Origin of the sequence: Methylobacterium cerastii (assembly GCF_022179125.1) — a bacterium.
Taxonomy (GTDB): Bacteria; Pseudomonadota; Alphaproteobacteria; order Rhizobiales; family Beijerinckiaceae; genus Methylobacterium; species Methylobacterium cerastii.
The window spans coordinates 1-18,067 of the sequence record NZ_BPQG01000013.1; the positions used below are offsets into that span (position 1 = coordinate 1).

4 protein-coding genes and 1 pseudogene are annotated in these 18,067 nt (G+C 66.4%); 1 reads left to right on the forward strand and 4 read right to left on the reverse strand.

The window, feature by feature from the left end; translation table 11 throughout:
- Both MFF13_RS06290 and MFF13_RS06305 read right to left on the reverse strand, forming a co-directional pair.
- On the reverse strand, nt 1–11,934 hold an 11,934-nt coding region (locus tag MFF13_RS06290; RefSeq protein WP_283205811.1), incomplete at its 3' end, for a beta strand repeat-containing protein.
- 630 nt (nt 11,935–12,564) lie between these two features.
- Nucleotides 12,565–13,347 (reverse strand): SapC family protein, encoded by a 783-nt coding sequence (locus tag MFF13_RS06305; RefSeq protein WP_238271413.1) that lies wholly within the window; start codon nt 13,345–13,347, stop codon nt 12,565–12,567.
- Nucleotides 13,348–14,259: 912 nt separating this feature from the next.
- On the opposite strand from MFF13_RS06305, the gene MFF13_RS06310 reads away from it, so the two are divergent.
- Nucleotides 14,260–15,660, forward strand: coding sequence for an MFS transporter (locus tag MFF13_RS06310; protein ID WP_238271414.1), 1,401 nt, complete (start codon nt 14,260–14,262; stop codon nt 15,658–15,660).
- Nucleotides 15,661–15,981: 321 nt separating this feature from the next.
- On the opposite strand, the gene MFF13_RS06315 is transcribed toward MFF13_RS06310, so the two are convergent.
- Nucleotides 15,982–16,929 carry a helix-turn-helix domain-containing protein gene (locus tag MFF13_RS06315; RefSeq protein WP_238271416.1) on the reverse strand — a complete coding sequence of 316 codons (948 nt, stop codon included), beginning with the start codon at nt 16,927–16,929 and terminating at the stop codon, nt 15,982–15,984.
- A 241-nt stretch (nt 16,930–17,170) separates the two neighbouring features.
- Nucleotides 17,171–17,386: pseudogene (locus MFF13_RS06320) on the reverse strand (HU family DNA-binding protein); the annotation flags it as partial.
- Nucleotides 17,387–18,067: the final 681 nt, after the last annotated feature.

Below are 18,067 nucleotides of genomic sequence, written 5' to 3' on the forward strand. Positions count from 1 at the left end.
CCCGAACACCGTGTCCGCGGTGACGGTCTTGCCGCCTTCGGTGAACACCACCGCATCGGTGCCGTCGACCGTGTCGGTCGCCGTCCCCGTCAGGGTCACTTTGGCGCCGGTCGACGAGGTCGCCTCGATCGTTGCCGGCGCCGACGCCGTCACCACCGGCTTGGTCGTGTCGACCACCGTGAACGTCAGGCTCTGCGTCCCGACGTTCTTGGCTGCATCCGTCGCCGTCGCGAGAACCGTGTGCGAGCCCAGCCCGAACACCGTGTCCGCGGTGACGGTCTTGCCGCCCTCGGTGAACACCACCGCATCGGTGCCGTCGACCGTGTCGGTCGCCGAGCCCACCAGCGCCACCTTGGCACCGGCCGACGAGGTCGCCTCCACCGTCGCCGGCGCAGACGCCGTCACCACCGGCTTGGTCGTATCGACCACCGTGAACGTCAGGCTCTGCGTCCCGACGTTCTTGGCCGCATCCGTCGCCGTGGCGAGAACCGTGTGCTGACCCAGCCCGAACACCGTGTCCGCGGTGACGGTCTTGCCGCCCTCGGTGAACACCACCGCATCGGTGCCGTCGACCGTGTCGGTCGCCGTCCCCGTCAGGGTCACCTTGGCGCCGGCCGACGAGGTCGCCTCGATCGTCGCCGGGGCAGACGCCGTCACAACCGGTGCCGTATTGTCGATGATGGTGCTGCCGCCGACGATGGAGGCAATCGAGATCGTGTTGCCCGCGAGGTCGTCGATGCCGCGGCCGTTGAGATCAAGGCGGATCGCGCCGTCGCCTGCAACCCGATCGAGCACGACGGTGTAGGTGGTGCCGTCATTGCCGACAGAGGTCACCGAAGCGACGTCGGCGCTCGCCGTGCCGCTGAGGGAGGTGACGATGAAGTCGCTGGCGTCGACGCCGGTGACCGCCTCCGAGAAGGTGACCGTCTGGGTCAGCGTCGTGGCTTTGGTCGGGCCAGTGACGGTCGGCACGATCCCGGTCACGCTCGGAGTGTCACGATCGACGGCGTGGGCGGTCGAGCCGGTCAGGCCAACAGTGGCCAGCAGCGTGTTGCCAGCCACGTCTGTGATGGTTGGGCTGGCAGCGAGAGCCAGAGCGAGCGAGCCGGTGCCGGTAATCCCGCCGACGGTGACGACATAGTCCTGGCCCGAGCCGGTGACGGTGGTGATGGTGCCCGTGGCGGTGCCGGTCGGCGTCAGGACGAAGTCGGCCGCGTCCACCCCGGTGACCGCTTCGGAGACGTGCACCGCATAGCTCGTGCTCGCCACTGTAGCGGATGCACTGGTCGCGGTGCTGCTGGCGGTCGGAGCCGCGGTGTCGAGGGTGAAACCGATCGTGGCAGTCTTGCTCGTGCCAGCGAGTGTTTCGGTGACGGCGAGCGAGATGGGTCCGTCGGCGAGGCCCGTCGGGGTAATCGTGTAATGGCCCGCCGCGTCCACGGTGGCGCTGCCGACAGTCCGGCCGGCGGTATCCGTGACGGTCACGATGGCGCCAGCGTCGGTCGTGCCGACGATCGTCGGATCGTTGGTGATGGTGTCACCGGCGGTGCCGGAGTCGATCGATAACACTCCCGACAGAACCAGCGCACGCACGCCGACCTGCGTGCCACCAGCGCCGTCGGCGGAGGCGGTGAACAGGTTCCCCGCATAGGAACCGGTAAGGTGCAGCACTGCGCGAACCCCGTTCACGTCGCTCAGCGTCAGCGCGTTACCGGCGTAGTCGAACGCTGCGGTCGTGGAGCCGATGCCACGCAGGTCGATCACGTCGCCGTCGCTGCCGAAGTTGACGATCTGGTTGGCGAAGCCGTGGTCGGAGCCGAGTGCCACGAGATCGATGCGCAGCGTCTGAGCGCCCGTGGCGAAGCGGATGTCGCCGAGGCCGGCCGCCGCCGAGGAGATCGAGCCGAAGCTCCCGACGGTGGCGTGGTTCAGTTCGAGCGTACCGGCCTTGAGATCAGTGCCGCCGGTGTAGGTGTTGGCACCCGACAGCGTCAGCGTACCGATGCCGCCCTTGGTCAGGGCGATCGTACCGCCGGCGCTGCCGTCCTGGATCGCGCCTGAAAAGGTGCTGGTGCCGCCACCGTCACCGACCGACAGTACCGCCGCCGCCGTACTGCCGTTGGTGACGATGTTGCCGCCGGTCGGGTAGGTCGTGTTTAGAGCGCCAACGCTCTGGCTGAAGCCATTGAGATCGAGCGTCGCCGGAGCCGAAGCCGAGTTGGACTGCAAGGTGACGGAACCGTTTGTGCCGAAGGCGTTGACGGTGCCGGCCTTTAACGTGCCGTCACTGACGGTGGTGCCGCCGGTATAGGTGTTGGTGCCCGACAGCGTCAGCGTACCTGTGCCAGCCTGAATGAGCGAACCGGAACCGGTGATGGCGTTGCCCAGCGCGATGGTACTCGTGCTGGCAAATCGCAGCACGCCGTTGTCGGTAATCGCACCTGTGAGCGTGCCGGCATCGGTGATGACCAGCGTCCCGGCATCGATCTGGATGGCGTTGCCACCGGCCGCCGTCGTAGCGATCGTGCCGGTGTTCGACAGGGTGGTGGTGCCGCCGTTGACCGCAAGGCCGACGGTGCCCGCGACGGCTCCGGTGTTGGTTACCGTGTTGGAGGCTGACGTGCCGGTGACGGCGATGCCGCGGCCGTCGGCTGCGCTGACGTTGGCCTTGGTAGTGATGGTGATGGCGCCGCTGCCGCCCACCGCGTCGATGGCATCGCCATGCCCGAGGTTCGTCACCGCCCCCCCGGTCTGGATGGTGATCGTACCCGTGTCGGTCTGCGTGGCCGAGATGATGGGGCCGGTGGTGTAGGTATAGCGGTTGGCGACCGTGCCACCCGTGCTGATGCCGATTGCGCCGGTCCCGGTATTCGAGGCCACGATGCCGGACCGGTCCGCCAGGATGTTGCCGAGCGCGCTCATCCCGGCGGTGCCGAGGACGATGTCACCGCCGGTGCCGGTCGCCATGACGGCGACGGCCGAGGAGGTAATCGAGCCATTTCCCGTCAGCGTAAAGCCGGCCCCGTTGGCGGGATAGTTGTCGAAGTACACGCCATAGGCCGCGGTGCCACCGATCGAACCCGTGTTGGTCACGGTGCCGCCGTTGCGGGCATAGAGCGTGTGCCAGCCGGCACCGATCGACGACGTCGTAAGGGTGCCATCGTTGACGAAGCTGCCACCGTTGATCTGGACGCCGTCCGAGCCGGACGCGGTGATCGACCCTTGGTTGGTCAGCGTGGTGGCCGCACCCTGAGCGTAGATCGCCACGTTGTTGGACGGCCCCGTCCCGATACCGGTGCTGCTGTTGAGAAGCTGACTCGTCTTCGACAGAATGACGGAGGCATTGTTGTCGAGCGAAAGGCCCTGGAGGCCGGAAAGGGTCCCGGTGAAGGTCAACGGCGTCGCAGCGCCGCTGATCACGCTGATCGTGCCAGCGTTCGAGGCGGTGCTCGCGCCTGTGACGTTGCCGGAAAAGATCGTCGAAGCAGCCTCGTTGAAGGTTAGGGTTCCGAGATTGGTCACGTCACCGGTGATCGTGCCCGAGGTCGTACCGTCGCCAATCTGCAGCTTACCGGCCGAGATGATCGTACCGCCGGTGTAGGTGTTGCTGCCGGTCAGCGTCAGCGTCCCCGTGCCGGTCTTGGCAAGGCTACCGGCTCCACTTGTTCCGTCGGCAACCGTACCCGTCAGGGTCAGCGTACCGGCATCCACCTGGATGGTACCGGTAGTGCCCAGCGTCACGCCGCGGGAGCTAGTGAACCCGGTCTTAGCTTCGAGCGTGCCGCCGGTGAAGACGAGCCCGCCCGCCGCCGCGCCGAGGTTGGCGTCAGAGGAGACCGCCAGAGTGCCGGCCTCCAGCGTCGTGCTACCAGCGTAGGTGTTGGCGCCCATGAGCGTCAGCGTGCCGATGCCCGCTTGCGTGAGCCCGCCGCTGCCGGAGACAATGCCGGCAAAGGTAGTCGCATCCGAACGCTTGAACGCCAGCGTGCCGTTGTCCACGACATCGCCGACGATCGAACCGGTCGTACCGCCGGCGCCGACCTGTAGCGTGCCAGACGAAATAGTCGTGCCGCCGGTGTAGGTGTTGGCGCCCGACAGCGTCAGCGTGCCGGCGCCGGACTGCGTGAGCCCGCCACTGCCGGAGACGGCGCCGGCGAAGGTGGTCGCATCCGAACGGTTGAACGCCAGCGTGCCGTTGTCCACGACATCGCCGACGATCGAGCCGGTCATCCCGCCGGCACCGATCTGCAGCGTGCCGGCCGAGATGGTCGTGCCGCCGGTGAAGGTGTTGGCGCCCAACAGCATCAGCGTGCCGGTACCGATCTTAGTCAGGGCCGTCGTGCCGGTGGCGCTGCCATCCTGGATGATCCCGGAGAAGGTCGGCGAAGCGTTCAGACCACCCGTGGTCAGCGTCGCGGCCGTACCGCTGCTGTTAGTCACGGTACCCGCGCCAGCCAGCGAGCCGATCGCCTCGGAGAAGCCGCCGAGATCGAGGCTAGCGCCTGTACCGACCGAAACGGCGCTACCTGCGCTGAAGCTGTTGCTGGCACCGCCCTTGAGCGTACCCGCCGAGATCGTGGTCGCGCCGGTGTAGGTGTTGGTACCCGACAGCGTCAGCGTGCCAGTGCCCGCCTTGGAAAGGCTGCCAGCTCCGTTCGCCCCGTCGGCAACCGTCCCTGTTAGGGTCAACGTGCCGGTATCCACCTGGATAATACCGGCGGTATCGAGCGTCACGCCGCGGGCACTGGTGAACCCAGATATCGCTTCGAATGTGCCGCCGGTGAAGGTAAGGCCGCCCGCCGCGGCGCCGAGGTTGGCGTCAGAGGAGACCGCTAGAGTACCGGCCGCCAGCGTCGTACCTCCGGTGTAGATGTTAGTGCCCGACAGGGTCTGCGTGCCGGTGCTGGACTGCGTGAGCCCGCCGCTGCCGGAGACGATACCGGCAAAGCTGCCCGATCCACTCGCGCTCGTGATCAGGGTCTGGCCCGAAGCGATCGCCACGCTGCTACTGGCATTACCGCCGGTGAGCGCGCCGATGATCTCGGACGTGGTCACTCGAAACACTGCCGCAGTGCCTGCGGCGTTGGTAAAGGTCACGGTGCCGGTGTCGGCGATCGCTGCGCCACCCTGCAGCTCGAGCGTACCGGCCGAGATCGTGGTCGCGCCGGTGTAGGTGTTGGCGCCGGACAGGATCAGCGTGCCAGTGCCGGACTGTGTGAGCCCGCCACTGCCGGAGACGGCGCCGGCGAAGGTGGTCGCATCCGAGCGGTTGAACGCCAGCGTGCCGTTGTCCACGACATCGCCAACGATCGAGCCGGTCGTGCCACCGGCGCCGACCTGTAGCGTACCCGTCGAGATGGTCGTACCGCCGGTGTAGGTATTGGCGCCCAACAGCGTCAGCGTGCCTGTGCCGATCTTGGTCAGGGCCGTCGTACCGGTGGCGCTGCCATCCTGGATGATCCCGGAGAAGGTCGGCGAAGCGTTCAGACCACCCGTGGTCAGCGTCGCGGCCGTACCGCTGCTGTTGGTCACGGTGCCCGCGCCAGCCAGCGAGCCGATCGCCTCGGAGAAGCCGCCGAGATCGAGGCTAGCGCCCGTACCGACCGAAACGGCGCTGCCCGCGCTGAAGCTGTTGCTGGCACCGCCCTTGAGCGTACCCGCCGAGATCGTGGTCGCGCCGGTGTAGGTGCTGGCGCCCGACAGCGTCAGCGTGCCGGTGCCAGACTGCGTGAGCCCACCGCTACCGGAGACGATTCCAGCAAAGGTGGTCGCATCCGAGCGATCGAACGCCAGCGTGCCGTTGTCCACGACATCGCCAACGATCGAACCGGTCGTACCGCCAGCGCCGACCTGCAGCGTGCCAGACGAAATGGTTGTGCCGCCAGTGTAGGTGTTGGTGCCCGATAGTGTCAGCGCGCCGGCGCCAGACTTGATAAGGTTGCCGGTGCCTGAGACGGTACCGGCGAAGCTGGTCGCGTCCGAGCGATTGAACGCCAGCGTGCCGTTGTCCACGACATCGCCAACGATCGAACCGGTCGTACCGCCGGCACCGATCTGCAGCGTGCCGGCCGAGATCGTCGTGCCGCCGGTGTAGGTGTTGGCGCCCGAAAGCGTCAGCGTGCCGGTGCCGAGCTTGGCCAGAGCGGTCGTGCCGGCGGCGCTGCCGTCCCGGATGATCCCGGAGAAGGTCGTGGCGGCGTTCAGGCCGCCCGTGGTCAGCGTCGCGCCCGCGCCGCCGCCGTTGGTCACGGTGCCGGCGCCGGAGAGCGAGCCGGTCGTCTGCGCGAAGCCGCCGAGGTCGAGGGTCGCGCCTGAGCCGACCGAGACGGCGCTGCCGGCGCCGAGGGCGGTGCCGGAACCGATCCGCAGCGTGCCGGCCGAGATCGTGGTCGCACCGGTGTAGGTGTTGGCGCCCGCAAGCGTCAGCGTGCCGGCCCCGGTCTTGGCGAGGCTGCCGGCCCCGCCCGACCCGTTCGCGACGGTGCCCGACAGCGTCAGCGTGCCGGCATCGACCTGGATCGTGCCGGCGGTGTTGAGCTGCACGCCGCGGGCGCTGGTGAACCCGGCCGTGGCTTCGAGCGTGCCGCCGGAGAACGTCAGGCCGCCCGCCGCGGCGCCGAGGTTGGCGTCCATGGAGACGGCCAGGGTGCCCGCCGACAGCGTCGTGCCGTTGGAGTAGGTGTTGGTGCCGGTCAGCGCCAGCGTGCCGGCCCCGGTCTTGAAGAGGCGGCCGGCATTGCCAGACCGATCCGCGACGACGCCCGTCAGGGTCAGCGTCCCGGCATCCACCTGGATCGTGCCGCCCGTCGCGTCGACCGTCACGGCGCGGGCGCTGGTGAACCCGGCCGTGGCTTCGAGCGTGCCGCCGACGAACGCGATGCTGCCCGTCGCGGCGCCGAGGTTGGCATCGGTGGAGACCGCCAGGGTGCCCAGCGAGACCGTCGTGCCGCCGGAATAGGTGTTGGTGCCGGTCAACGTCAGGGTGCCGCTGCCGCTCTGCCGGAGCAAGCCGGCGCCGGAGACGCCGCCGGCGAAGGTGATCGCGTCCCCGCGGTTGAACGCCAGCGTACTGGTACTGGCGCTGAGGGCGACATCGCCGACGATCGAGCCGGTCGTGCCGCCGGTGCCGATCTGCAGCGTGCCGGTCGAGATCGTCGTGCCGCCGGTGTAGGTGTTGGTGCCGGTCAGGATCAGCGGCGCCGAGGTGGAGGTCTTGTTCAGCTTGCCCGTGCCGGAGATGTTTCCGGCGAAGGTGGTGGCGGTCCCGGAGCTGAACGCCAGCACGCCGTTGTTCACGACGTCGCCGACGATCGAGCCGGTCGTGCCGCCGGCACCGATCTGCAGCGTGCCGGCCGAGATCGTCGTGCCGCCGGTGTAGGTGTTGGCGCCGCTCAGAATCTGGGTGCTGGTGCCGGCCTTCTCGAACGCGCCGGCGCCGGAGATGATGCCGGCGAATCCGCGCGACACGACCGGGTTCGTGGTCAGGGTCTGGCCCGAGGCGATCGTCACGCTGGTGTTGGCATTGCCGCCGCTGAGCCCGCCGATGGTCTCGGACCCGGTCACGCGAAGGGCTGCCGCGGTGTTTGTTCCATTGTTGAAGACTACGGGAGCGAAGTCGCGGAGCGCCGCACCGCCCTGCACCTCGAGCGTACCGGCCGAGATCGTGGTCTGGGCTATGTAGGTGTTGGCACCCGACAGCGTCAGCGTGCCGGCCCCGGTCTTGGTCAGGATGGCCCCCACGGCCGTTCCGTCCGCGACGGTTCCCGACAGCGTCAGCGTGCCGGTTCCGTCCACCTGGATCGTGGCGGCGGTGGTGAGCGTCACGGCGCGGGCGCTGGTGAACCCTGCCGTGGCTTGGAGCGTGCTGCCGTTGAGGGCGAGGCCGCCTGCCGCGGCGCCGAGGTTGGCGTCCGCGGAGACCGCCAGGGTGCCCCCCGCCACCGTCGTGCCGCCGGCATAGGTGTTGGTGCCCGACAGCGTCAGCGTGCCGGCGCCCGACTTGGTGACGTTGCCGGTGCCGGAAACGGTGCCGGCGAAGGTGATCGCGTCGGAGCGGGTGAACGCCAGCGTGCCGTTGTCGACGACGTTGCCGACGATCGAGCCGGTCGTGCCGCCGGCACCGATCTGCAGCGTGCCGGCCGAGATCGTCGTGCCGCCGGTGTAGGTGTTGGCGCCCGACAGCGTCAGCGCGCCGGTGCCGGACTGGGTCAGGGCGGTGGTGCCGGCGGCGCTGCCGTCCTGGATGATCCCGGAGAAGGTCGTGGCGGCGTTCAGGCCGCCCGTGGTCAGCGTCGAGGCCACGCCGCCGCCGTTGGTCACGGTGCCGGCGCCGGAGAGCGAGCCGGTCGTCTGCGAGAAGCCGCCGAGGTCGAGGGTCGCGCCCGTGCCGACCGAGACGGCGCTGAGGGTGCCGAGGCTGTTGGTGGCGCCGCTCTGCAGCGTACCGGCCGTGATCGTGGTCGCACCGGTGTAGGTGTTGGCGCCCGCAAGCGTCAGCGTGCCGGCCCCGGTCTTGGCGAGGCTGCCGGCCCCGCCCGACCCGTTCGCGACGGTGCCCGACAGCGTCAGCGTGCCGGCATCCACCTGGATCGTGCCGGCGGTATTGAGCGTCACGCTGCGGGCGCTGGTGAACCCGGCCGTGGCTTCGAGCGTGCCGCCGGTGAAGGTGAGGCCCCCCGCCGCGGCGCCGAGGTTGGCGTCGGAGGCGACCGCCAGGGTGCCTCCCGCCAGCGTGGTGCCGCCGGCATAGGTGTTGGTCCCGGTGAGCGTCAGCGTGCCGCTGCCGAGCCTGTTGACGTTGCCGGTGCCGGAGATGGTGTTTGCGGCTGTGGATGAAACAGTGCTGGCAAAGCTCAGCGTGCCGTTGTTGACGATATCCCCGACGATCGAGCCGGCCGTGGCGCGAGACGTCAAGTAATTGTTGCCGATCAGCAGCGTGGCGCCCGAGATCGTCGTGCCACCGGTGTAGGTGTTGTTGCCGCTGATCTCCTGGATGCCGCTCCCGCTTACGGTGACCGCGACCCTGCCGGCGCCGTCCTGGATCACGCCGTAGAAAGCGCCGCGCTGGCCGGTGCCGACGTTGATCGACACCGTCGCCGCCGTCGTCGAATTGTTGGTTATGATGTCGCGACTGTCGGTCCGGTTGCCGTAGATGAAACCGATGTTCTGGTTGAATCCGCCGAGATCGAGCGTCCCGCGCGCGGACGTGGGATTGTTCACGAAATAGAGGTTGCTCAGGGTGCCCAGAGCGTTCGTGGTGCCGGCCTTGATCGTGCCTGCGGTGATCGTGGTGTTTCCGGTATAGGTGTTGGCGCCCGACAGCGTCAGCGTGCCGGTGCCGGCTTGGCTCAGCGCAATCGTGCCGGCGGCGCTGCCGTCCCGGATGATCCCGGAGAAGGTCGTCGCGGTGTTCAGGGTGCCGGCGGTCAGCGTCGCACCCGCGCTCCCGCTGTTGGTCACGCTGCCGGCGCCGGCGAGCGATCCGATCGTCTGCGAGAAGCCGCCGAGGTCGAGGGTCGCGCCCGTCCCGACCGAGACGGCGCTGTTCCCGCCGAAGCTGTTGGTGGTGCCGCCCCGCAGCGTACCGGCCAAGATCGTGGTCGCGCCGGTGTAGGTGCCGGCGCCGAGCGTCAGCGTGCCGGCCCCGGTCTTGGCGAGGCTTCCGGGCCCGGCCATCTGACCCGTCAGGGTCAACGGTCCGGCATCGACCTGGATCGTGCCGGTGCCGGTCAGCGTCACATAGCGGGCGCTTGTGAACCCGGCCGTGGCTTCGAGGGTGCCGCCGCTGATGAGGAGCGTCCCGCCGGCGCCGAAGTTGGCGTCGGTCGAGACCGCCAGGGTGCCCGCCGCCAGGAACGTGGTGCCGGTGTAGGTGTTGGCGGCGGTGAGCGTCAGCGTGCCGGTGCCAGATTTGTTAAGGGTGCCGCTGCCGGAGACGACGCCTCCGAAGGTGATCGCGTCGGAGCGGTTGAACGTCAGCGTGCCGTTGTCGACGACGTTGCCGACGAGCGAGCCGGTCGTGCCGCCGGCACCGATCTGCAGCGTGCCGGCCGAGATCGTCGTGCCGCCGGTGTAGGTGTTGGCGCCCGACAGCGTGAACAAGCCGGTGCCGAGCTTGGCCAGCGCCGTCGTGCCGGCGGCGCTGCCGTCCTGGATGGTTCCCGAGAAGGTCGTCGTGGCGTTCAGGCCGCCCGTGGTCAACGTCGCGCCCGTGCCGCCGCCGTTGGTCACTGTGCCGGCGCCAGAGAGTGAGGCGACAGTCTGCGAGAAGCCGCCGAGGTCGAGGGTGGCACCGGTACCGACCGAGACGGCGCTGCCGGTGCCGAGGCTGTTGGCAACGCCGCCCCGCAGCGTGCCGGCCGTGATCGTGGTTGCGCCGGTGTAGGTGTTGGCGCCGGTCAGCGTCGTCGTGCCGGTGCCGGCCTGCGTGAGCCCGCCGGTGCCGGAGATAGTGCCGGCGACGGCGACCGCGTCCGAGCGGTTGAACGCCAGCGTCGCGTTGTCGACGATGCTGCCACCGAGCGAGCCGGCGGTGCCGCCGTTGCCGACCTGGAGCGTGCCGGCAGAGATCGTCGTGCCGTTGGCCGGCGCGTAATCGCCGGCGACGATCCAGGTTCCGGAATCCTGCTTGAGCAGGGTGGACACGTTGGCGACGCCGGCAGCCAGCACGCCCGCCGCGCCGTTGACCGTACCGCCGTCGCCCGCCCCGCGCAGGGTCAGGGTGTTGGTGCCGCCGCCGAGGTCGATCGTGCCGGTGACCGCCTGGGCGAGCGTGCCCGCCACCTGCAGCCGGACATGGGTCGCGTCGCTGGTCGTGCCGGACGCAGGAGTGCCGGCCGTGATGTCGTAGGTGACGCCGAGATTGCCGCTGCCGGTGCCAGTGTAGAGCGACAGCGTGTCGTTGCCGTTGCCGCCCTGGATGGCGCCGATGGTCGAGCCCGCGAACAGGTTGATCGCCGACGTCCCGTTGCCGCCGCTGAACGCGGCAGCGCCGCGGTCGCTGGTTGCCGAGCCGTAGTTGTTGAATGTCCCCGACGTTCCGGAGAACTGGACAGCGTTGTCGTAGATGCCCTGCGAACTCGCGGAGTTTCCGCCGCGCAGGATTCCGGTCCCCGCGTTGGTGATCGTGCCGGTGCTGGTGCCCCCAAGTCGGATCGCCGTGGTGGCGACGGCCTGGATCGTGCCCGCGTTAACGATCGACACGGAACCGCTGTTGAGGCTGACGAGGTCGCCCGTGGGGCTCGACACGCTCGCGCCTGCGCGGTTGATTAGCGACAGCCCGGTGCCGGTCGGGCGGACCAGGCCGGTCACGGTGCCGGAATTGTCGAGGTTGAGCGCGCCGACGCTGGCGCTGAGCGCGGTCGCCCCGGTCGACACCGAGACGGTGCCGAGGTTGGTGAAGAGGCCGCCATTGAGGGTGATGCCGTTGGCGGAGCCGGGGGCGTAGCTGCCGGTCGAGGTCAGGGTCACGGCCGAAGCGTCGGCCACGCTGAGGCCGCCGGTCTGGGTCAGCGCGCCAGATAGTGTCGCGGTGCTGCCGGTGCCGACACCCTGCACGGTGATCGACCCCGTGCCCGAGACGGCGTTGGCGAAGGTGGTGTTGCCCGCCCGGTTCAGGACGAGCTGCGCGTTGTCGCCGACCGCGCCGGTGCCAAGGGTGCCGCCGGTGGCGACCTGCAGCGTACCCGCCGCGATCGTGGTGCCGCCTGAGTAGGTGTTGGCGCCGGTCAGCGTCAGCGTGCCGGTGCCGACCTTGGCGAGCGCCGTGGCGGCGCTGCCGTCCTGGATGATCCCGGAGAAGGTCGTCGAGGCACCAGACCCACCCGTGGTCAGCGTGGCGGCCGTGCCGCCACTGTTGGTCACGGTGCCCGAGCCGTCGAGCGGATCGACCGTCTGAGAGACGCCAGCCAGATCGCGAGTGTTGTTATCGGCCATCCAACTTCACCTTCACGCCGTCTGTTTTATCGTAAGCTCCTGAACGGCCTCGTCTTGCGGTAAAGGCGAAATCAAGGCTTATACTTAAGCACCAATCGAGAATTATGCCGAGAAGCCCGGGCCTGCATCTCAGGCTGACGAACTATCAGCATTTTTTACTGAGTGATTTAGTATGAACTGATACAAAAAGACTACCTGATGGCAAGGTAGTCCAAATCTATGCCTGAGTCTGTTCACGACCTGACGCTCATAACAGGACGGTGATCATTCCAGACACCGGATCCAAATTTTGGGACGCTCAGACAAGCTTTTGTGCGGACCGGGGGCACGGGCTCGCAAACGGTCGAGCGGATCGCCAGCCAGTCCGACTGCTACGGACGTGGCAGCAGCGATCGATGTCGTACGTGTCGACTGGGCGAATTGCCGTGCGTCACTCATCAATCGAGAGTGGGCATGATCGTATCCTGAGCTGATGTGGCCGCATCACACCTTCCCGCCCTAATGCCGCGTTCAAGCAGAACTTCGAGGGCCAAGCGTATGCGTTCGGGATCTCGATGGGATGCGAATCGCCGTCCGCATGTAACGATGCAGACGGCGATCTTTCGAGGCGGCGGTTTGCCGTCTGTCGCGTCAGTGAACCTGCGGAGCGGTTTCGCCGTCGTTCGCGTCCATTCCGGCAGCAGCATTCACGGCATAGGTGGCGGTGAAATCCGAGATCGTCTGCAGGCTGACGAGGTGAGCGTAGACGGCTGCAAGCCATCCTTCGTGCCGCAGGCGAGCAAAGGCCGCATCCGGGAGTTCGGCAAGCGCCGCCTCGTCGATGCCGAGAGCACCGTTCAGGGTATAAGTTTCGCCCGTCGCCGCATCTCGACCCTGGATGGTCACTGGACGCAGAAGGTTGAGTTCGTGCAGGGTTTGGCCGAACGCGGCAGACCGCTTGGCGGCGTCGGCATAGCTGCGCGCGAGTTCGACACGCTCGGTGAGTAAGGGGGTGTCGTCGCCCCCCGGACCGAATAACGGCAGACCGTTCTGCGTTTCTCCGGCTGTATCCAGGCCATCTGCCGCCTCGTCCAGGCAGACGATCGGATCAGCGTCGGCGATCTGACCAACGATGAATGGATAGCGGCGCAGGTAGGCGGGCAGGTAGCGGCCCTTCCACGCTCCAGTCTCATTGACGAGCAGGGAATGATCTGGGCGGAAGCCGACTATGAACACCGGAGTTGGGAGGGAACCGTCAGATAGGAACAGGATCGGCAGGTGACGGCAGGCGGCTGCGAACTCATCGACGACCGCCGGGATTATGTGAGCGGTACGCGCAAAGCCAAAATCAAAGGGTTGAGCGAGACGAAGGTCGCGGTGGCTCTCACGGTTGAGAGGAACTACACGTTGGTAAAAGAGTGGTAGATCAGTCATCACTCAAACCCGGGTTGAATTTGCAATAAATAACCAACTTATAGTTGTATGGCCGGAGACTAGTGGCGCTGTCAGAGGCAAAGCGGCTTGCGCTGTATTGTAGATACTTACCGGCGCGTTGTGCGAAACACCAATTGCCTCTACGTCCAAAATTTTTGCCTCTGCGTCCTGATTATTCGCATCTCCGTGCTCGAAATTTTAGCCTGACGTTTGAGTCCGCTCGGGATCCCCGTTTGAGTTGTGCCCTGCAGGTCTAACGAACTGCATATTGAAATTCTTCGCTTCGAATGACGCTTGGTGTGTCCAAGCGATCGACGTGGCAGTAAATCTGGCGATCGACTTGGCTGATACGAAAGACAACCTCGTGATTCATGCTCATTCTGTGATGACTTGCAGAAATCACTTGAGTAATAATACTGTCTTATATGCATTCATGTTGGAAAAGCAACGAAAAACTGATAATTTAAATCATTTTGAAAGCTTGCTTGGGATTTAATAAGACGCAGGAAATGTTACCTGACCAGTAGATATACCAAGTTTCATAGGTAAGAACTGATGAGTTCCTGCGGATGGCCATCGCCCCGTCGTAGCGGGGGGCTGATCCCGATGAGTGATCCTCATCGAGATCAGGCATTACGTAAACATCTAATTCCACAATATGCTGTAAGTAATTTCAGTCAAAACCCTCCTCAAGATCGTCCGGCGCCGTTAAAAACCTGCTTGTTACACCAGTGGTGCCGCGATAAACGTGAGTGATGTCTACTATTCGCTCGTTTCAAATAAACTTAAATATGATCTCTTCACGCGCAGAACCGCGTTGATGGAAATTGCCTTCCGCACCGCCTTGTATCCGGTTATCGCCATCTATCATCGGGCCGGATCGTAGGCCGGCTCGGTATAGGAGACATCCCGTTGATCCTAGCCCAAGGCGACGTCATCTCGACAGACGGCGGTCCGGCCAATCCCGCAGCCGGCTCCATGTCGGTGATCGCGCGAAGGCTCGACGCCCTACCACTCACGCACGTTCACGGGGCAATTCTCGCGGTCTGCATCTTTGCACTCTTCACGGATTTTGCCGAAGTTGCCTTGAGCAATGCCTTCGCGGCGATTTTTACGGCGCCGCCCTACAACATGCCGCGTGGCAGTCTGTCCCTGCTCCTCGCCTCAGTCTTTGTAGGCGGGGCGGTGGGCGCGCCCATCTTCGGCATGCTTGGCGACCGCTTCGGGCGTCGGCGTGCGCTCCAAGCTTCACTCGGCTTAATGGCAGCCGGATCGCTGGCTGCTGCCTTGAGCCCCGGTTTAGCCTCTCTGACACTCGCGCGCGCTGTGTCGGGTTTCGCCATCGGCGGCTTCCCCCCCCTGGCCGCAACCTACCTTGCTGACGTGATGCCACCGCGCAGGCGTGGCGCGATGCTGTTAGTGTGTAGCGGTCTCGGCTCCCTCGGTGGGAGCGCCGTGATCGGTCTCGTTTACGCCCTCGCACTAGCGCCGCCCCTCGGGGTCGAGCCGTGGCGTTGGGTGCTCGGACTCGGTGCCGTCCTGGCTGTCTTAGGGGCCGTGCTGTTCGGGCTGATGCCTGAGTCGCCACGCTGGCTCGCTTCGGTCGGACGCACGGTGGAGGCCGACCACGTCTGCCGACGCTTCGAGTACGCGGCCCGTATCGCGCCGTCAGCAAGCTTGAATGAGATCGCCCTGGCGCCAGGGAGCCTTCTGCGGGTCGGTTTGGACGCGCCCTACTCTGCGCCTGTGCAGAGGCGCAGGACAGCCCTATTCATTGCCCTCTACACCGTCGCCCCTTGGGCGACCTTGGGGTTTCCCCTGCTCAGCTCAGTCGTGATGCTGCAGAAGGGGTTCCGGGTAGATCAATCCCTCATCTTCGGGGCCCTATCGCTTTTGGGTCCGCCCCTGGGAACCACCCTCACTGCCCTCGTCATTGACCGCCTGGAGCGGCGCACCTGCCTTGTCGCCTTGGCAGGGACGATGGCGGTGCTTGGCACGGTCTTCGCCGCTAGCAGCACTTTCTCTGCCTTGGTTCTTTCCGGCATCGCGTTCAACACGGCTGCAGCGACTTATGGCGGCATCCTGGTAATCTACGCGACGGAAATCTTGCCGACGTCCGTGCGGGCCACGGCGCTCGCCTACGCCTGGGCGGGCGGCCGAGTCTCCGCCGCACTAGCGCCGATCGTTCTGCTGCCCATTCTCGCGGCCGATGGCCCACATACTATGTTCGCTGTGATCACTTCCGCCTTGGTCCTCAGCGGCATCCTCGTACTTGGAGGGCCGCGTGGCCTATCTGGCAAGGGTGTGGCGTAATGACTGGCCGAGAGTTCTCGAGGCGTGGACAAAGCAATAAATTTTGCGCCCAAACAAGACATTCACACTGTCTGTCTGGTTGTCGGTTGTTCAACCGTTTTGCCGACACCTATGACTGCTTGCGGCAGCGTCCGAGAAGGGTGGCAAGCGGAAGTCGGCCTTATGCCGGAAGCGAACCTTGGACATTGCGCCCATCGCGGTCGTTCAAGAAGCCTTCGTCCCTTCCCGCGACGTGTTGCCCCTCCTCCCCGGCGACGCGGCGTCCTGGCTCGGCCGGTGACACGGTTGGTGGCCGCCCCAGTTCCTGTAAAGCGTCCGACCTCAGGTGATCGAGGTTCTGAGATCGCGCGGCGCGGTTCCGAAGCGCCGACGGAAGGCTTTGCTGAAGCCCGACCCGTCGGTGAAGCCGCACCGGTACATGATGGTCGCGATGCTGTCGCTGGCATGTGCAGGCGCCGACAACTGGCGATGCGCCCGGTCGAGGCGCGCGTCGCGGATCGCCGCCGCCACGCCCTCGCCGTCGGCAAAGGCTGCGTAGAGACGGCTGCGGGAGACGCACAACGCCCGTTGCAGGGCGTCGGGACCGAACCCCGGATCGTGTAAGCTGCGTTCGATATGCACCGTGGCCAGTGACCTCAGCGCGTCTGCTGTGACGTCGCCCGTGGGAGCGCCCACCAAACCCCGGAACAGGTGGAGGGTGCCCTCGACCGCGATGCCGGCCTCGGCCTCCGTCATGCCCGGCACCAAGGCCGCGTAGGACCGCAGGTAAGTCGCGAACAGCGCATTGAGGGGGCCGTGGCCGAACAGGCGCCCGGCGTAGGCTTCCGGTTCGCCAACATGGGCCCTGAAGGCCGCGCGCGTCGTGCTAAGTCGGATCTCCTCGTAATCCTCGTAGGCCCCGATCAGGAACGGGCGTCCGGAGTCGGTGACGCTGATGTCGCCGGGAGCCAACCGCCCGCCGCGGGTCCCTTGTTCGAAGTACTGGGTACCGCGCAAGACCAGGGCGATTGTGATGGTGTCGCGCCCGTCTTGGCGGACATGGCGCGCCGTGCGCTCGACATCGACCCGCGGGCCCTCGGTGTGCAGCAAGGTGCTGTGAGCCGTAACAGCGACGAGGCGACTGGCTGCGAACGACCGCCGTTCCTCGGCCCCGGCGCTGGAGACGCCGGACATGGCCAACGCCGTGTCGCGCCAGAACTCGTACGCTCGCTTCGACTCGACCTCGGCCGTGCTCTGCCTCAGCGTTTTAACGCGGGGGCGCTCGGTCAATTTATACTCCCTGGTTCAGACGCTTCGAGATCGAGAATCGCTCTGTCTGCAAAGTATGTCTGTTTGTAAATTAGCAAGACTTCAAATTTTGTTTATTCCGTATGCATATACACCGCGTGCTGGGTCAGGGTCGGAAGCTAAAGGGGCTTGTCGCAAACGTGAACAAGCCTTCGTTCACGGATCGTTAGCCAGCCATGACGAACTTGCCGCCTCCGCCCTGGAGCCGGCCCCTGAGCCACGGCACGGTGATCGATGCCCCCGTCTTGGGGTTACGCCCCTGCCGCGCTGGCCGATCCTTCACCGAGAACGATCCGAACCCGCGGATCTCGACCCGATCGCCGGTCACCAACGCATCCGTAATGCGGCCGAGGATGGCATCGACCACAGCCTCGCAGTCCCTCTCGTAGAGGTGCGGGTTCAGGGCGGCGAGGCGGAGGACGAGTTCGGACCGGATCATCGCCGGGGTGTGCCCGCGGCGCGCTCAGCCTTCAACCTCAAGCCTCGACAGTCACGCGTAGCGTTGACTTAACCGTGTCCCCCGGCAGACATGCCATGTCCGGCAGATGCGCACTCGTGCGAGTCGTGAGCCGGCGTCAGGAGAGATCGAAGCCGCGAGATAGACCCTGAAAAGCCAACAGCCCCTTCCCGGCAAGGAAGAGGCTGCTGAAAAACCTGGGGCTGTGAGGCCCGCAATCGAATGCCCCTCACAAGCCACATGATTCCCTCGGGAGTCAAGACGGAACCTGTTTCCGTCAACGAGAAGGCTTTGCCTGGACCCTAGCCGCGGCCCGTGAGGGACCGTGAACGATGTACGCTGCCGAAATCCGGCGCGCCGTTGAGGCTGCGCCGCGCGTGAAGCTGCCCGAGGTGGCGGCCCTGATGTGGCGTGCCTATGCCGATGGGCACGTGTCCGAGGCCGAGGCGGAGGCGCTGTCTGGACTGATCGAGGCACAGCAGGCTGATGCTGGAACCTGCGCCCCAAATCCGTCAGGAAGCCCCGTAGGCGCCCGGCGAGGCTCCAGACCGCGCACAGATGCCTCGATGGCCCGTCGCCGCCGCTGGGCGGCCTCTGGGCGGCTCCCTCCGGGCCTCGCAGCGCGATTCACCCTAGCCGAGCAGGCGGTCCTTGGAGTGGTCG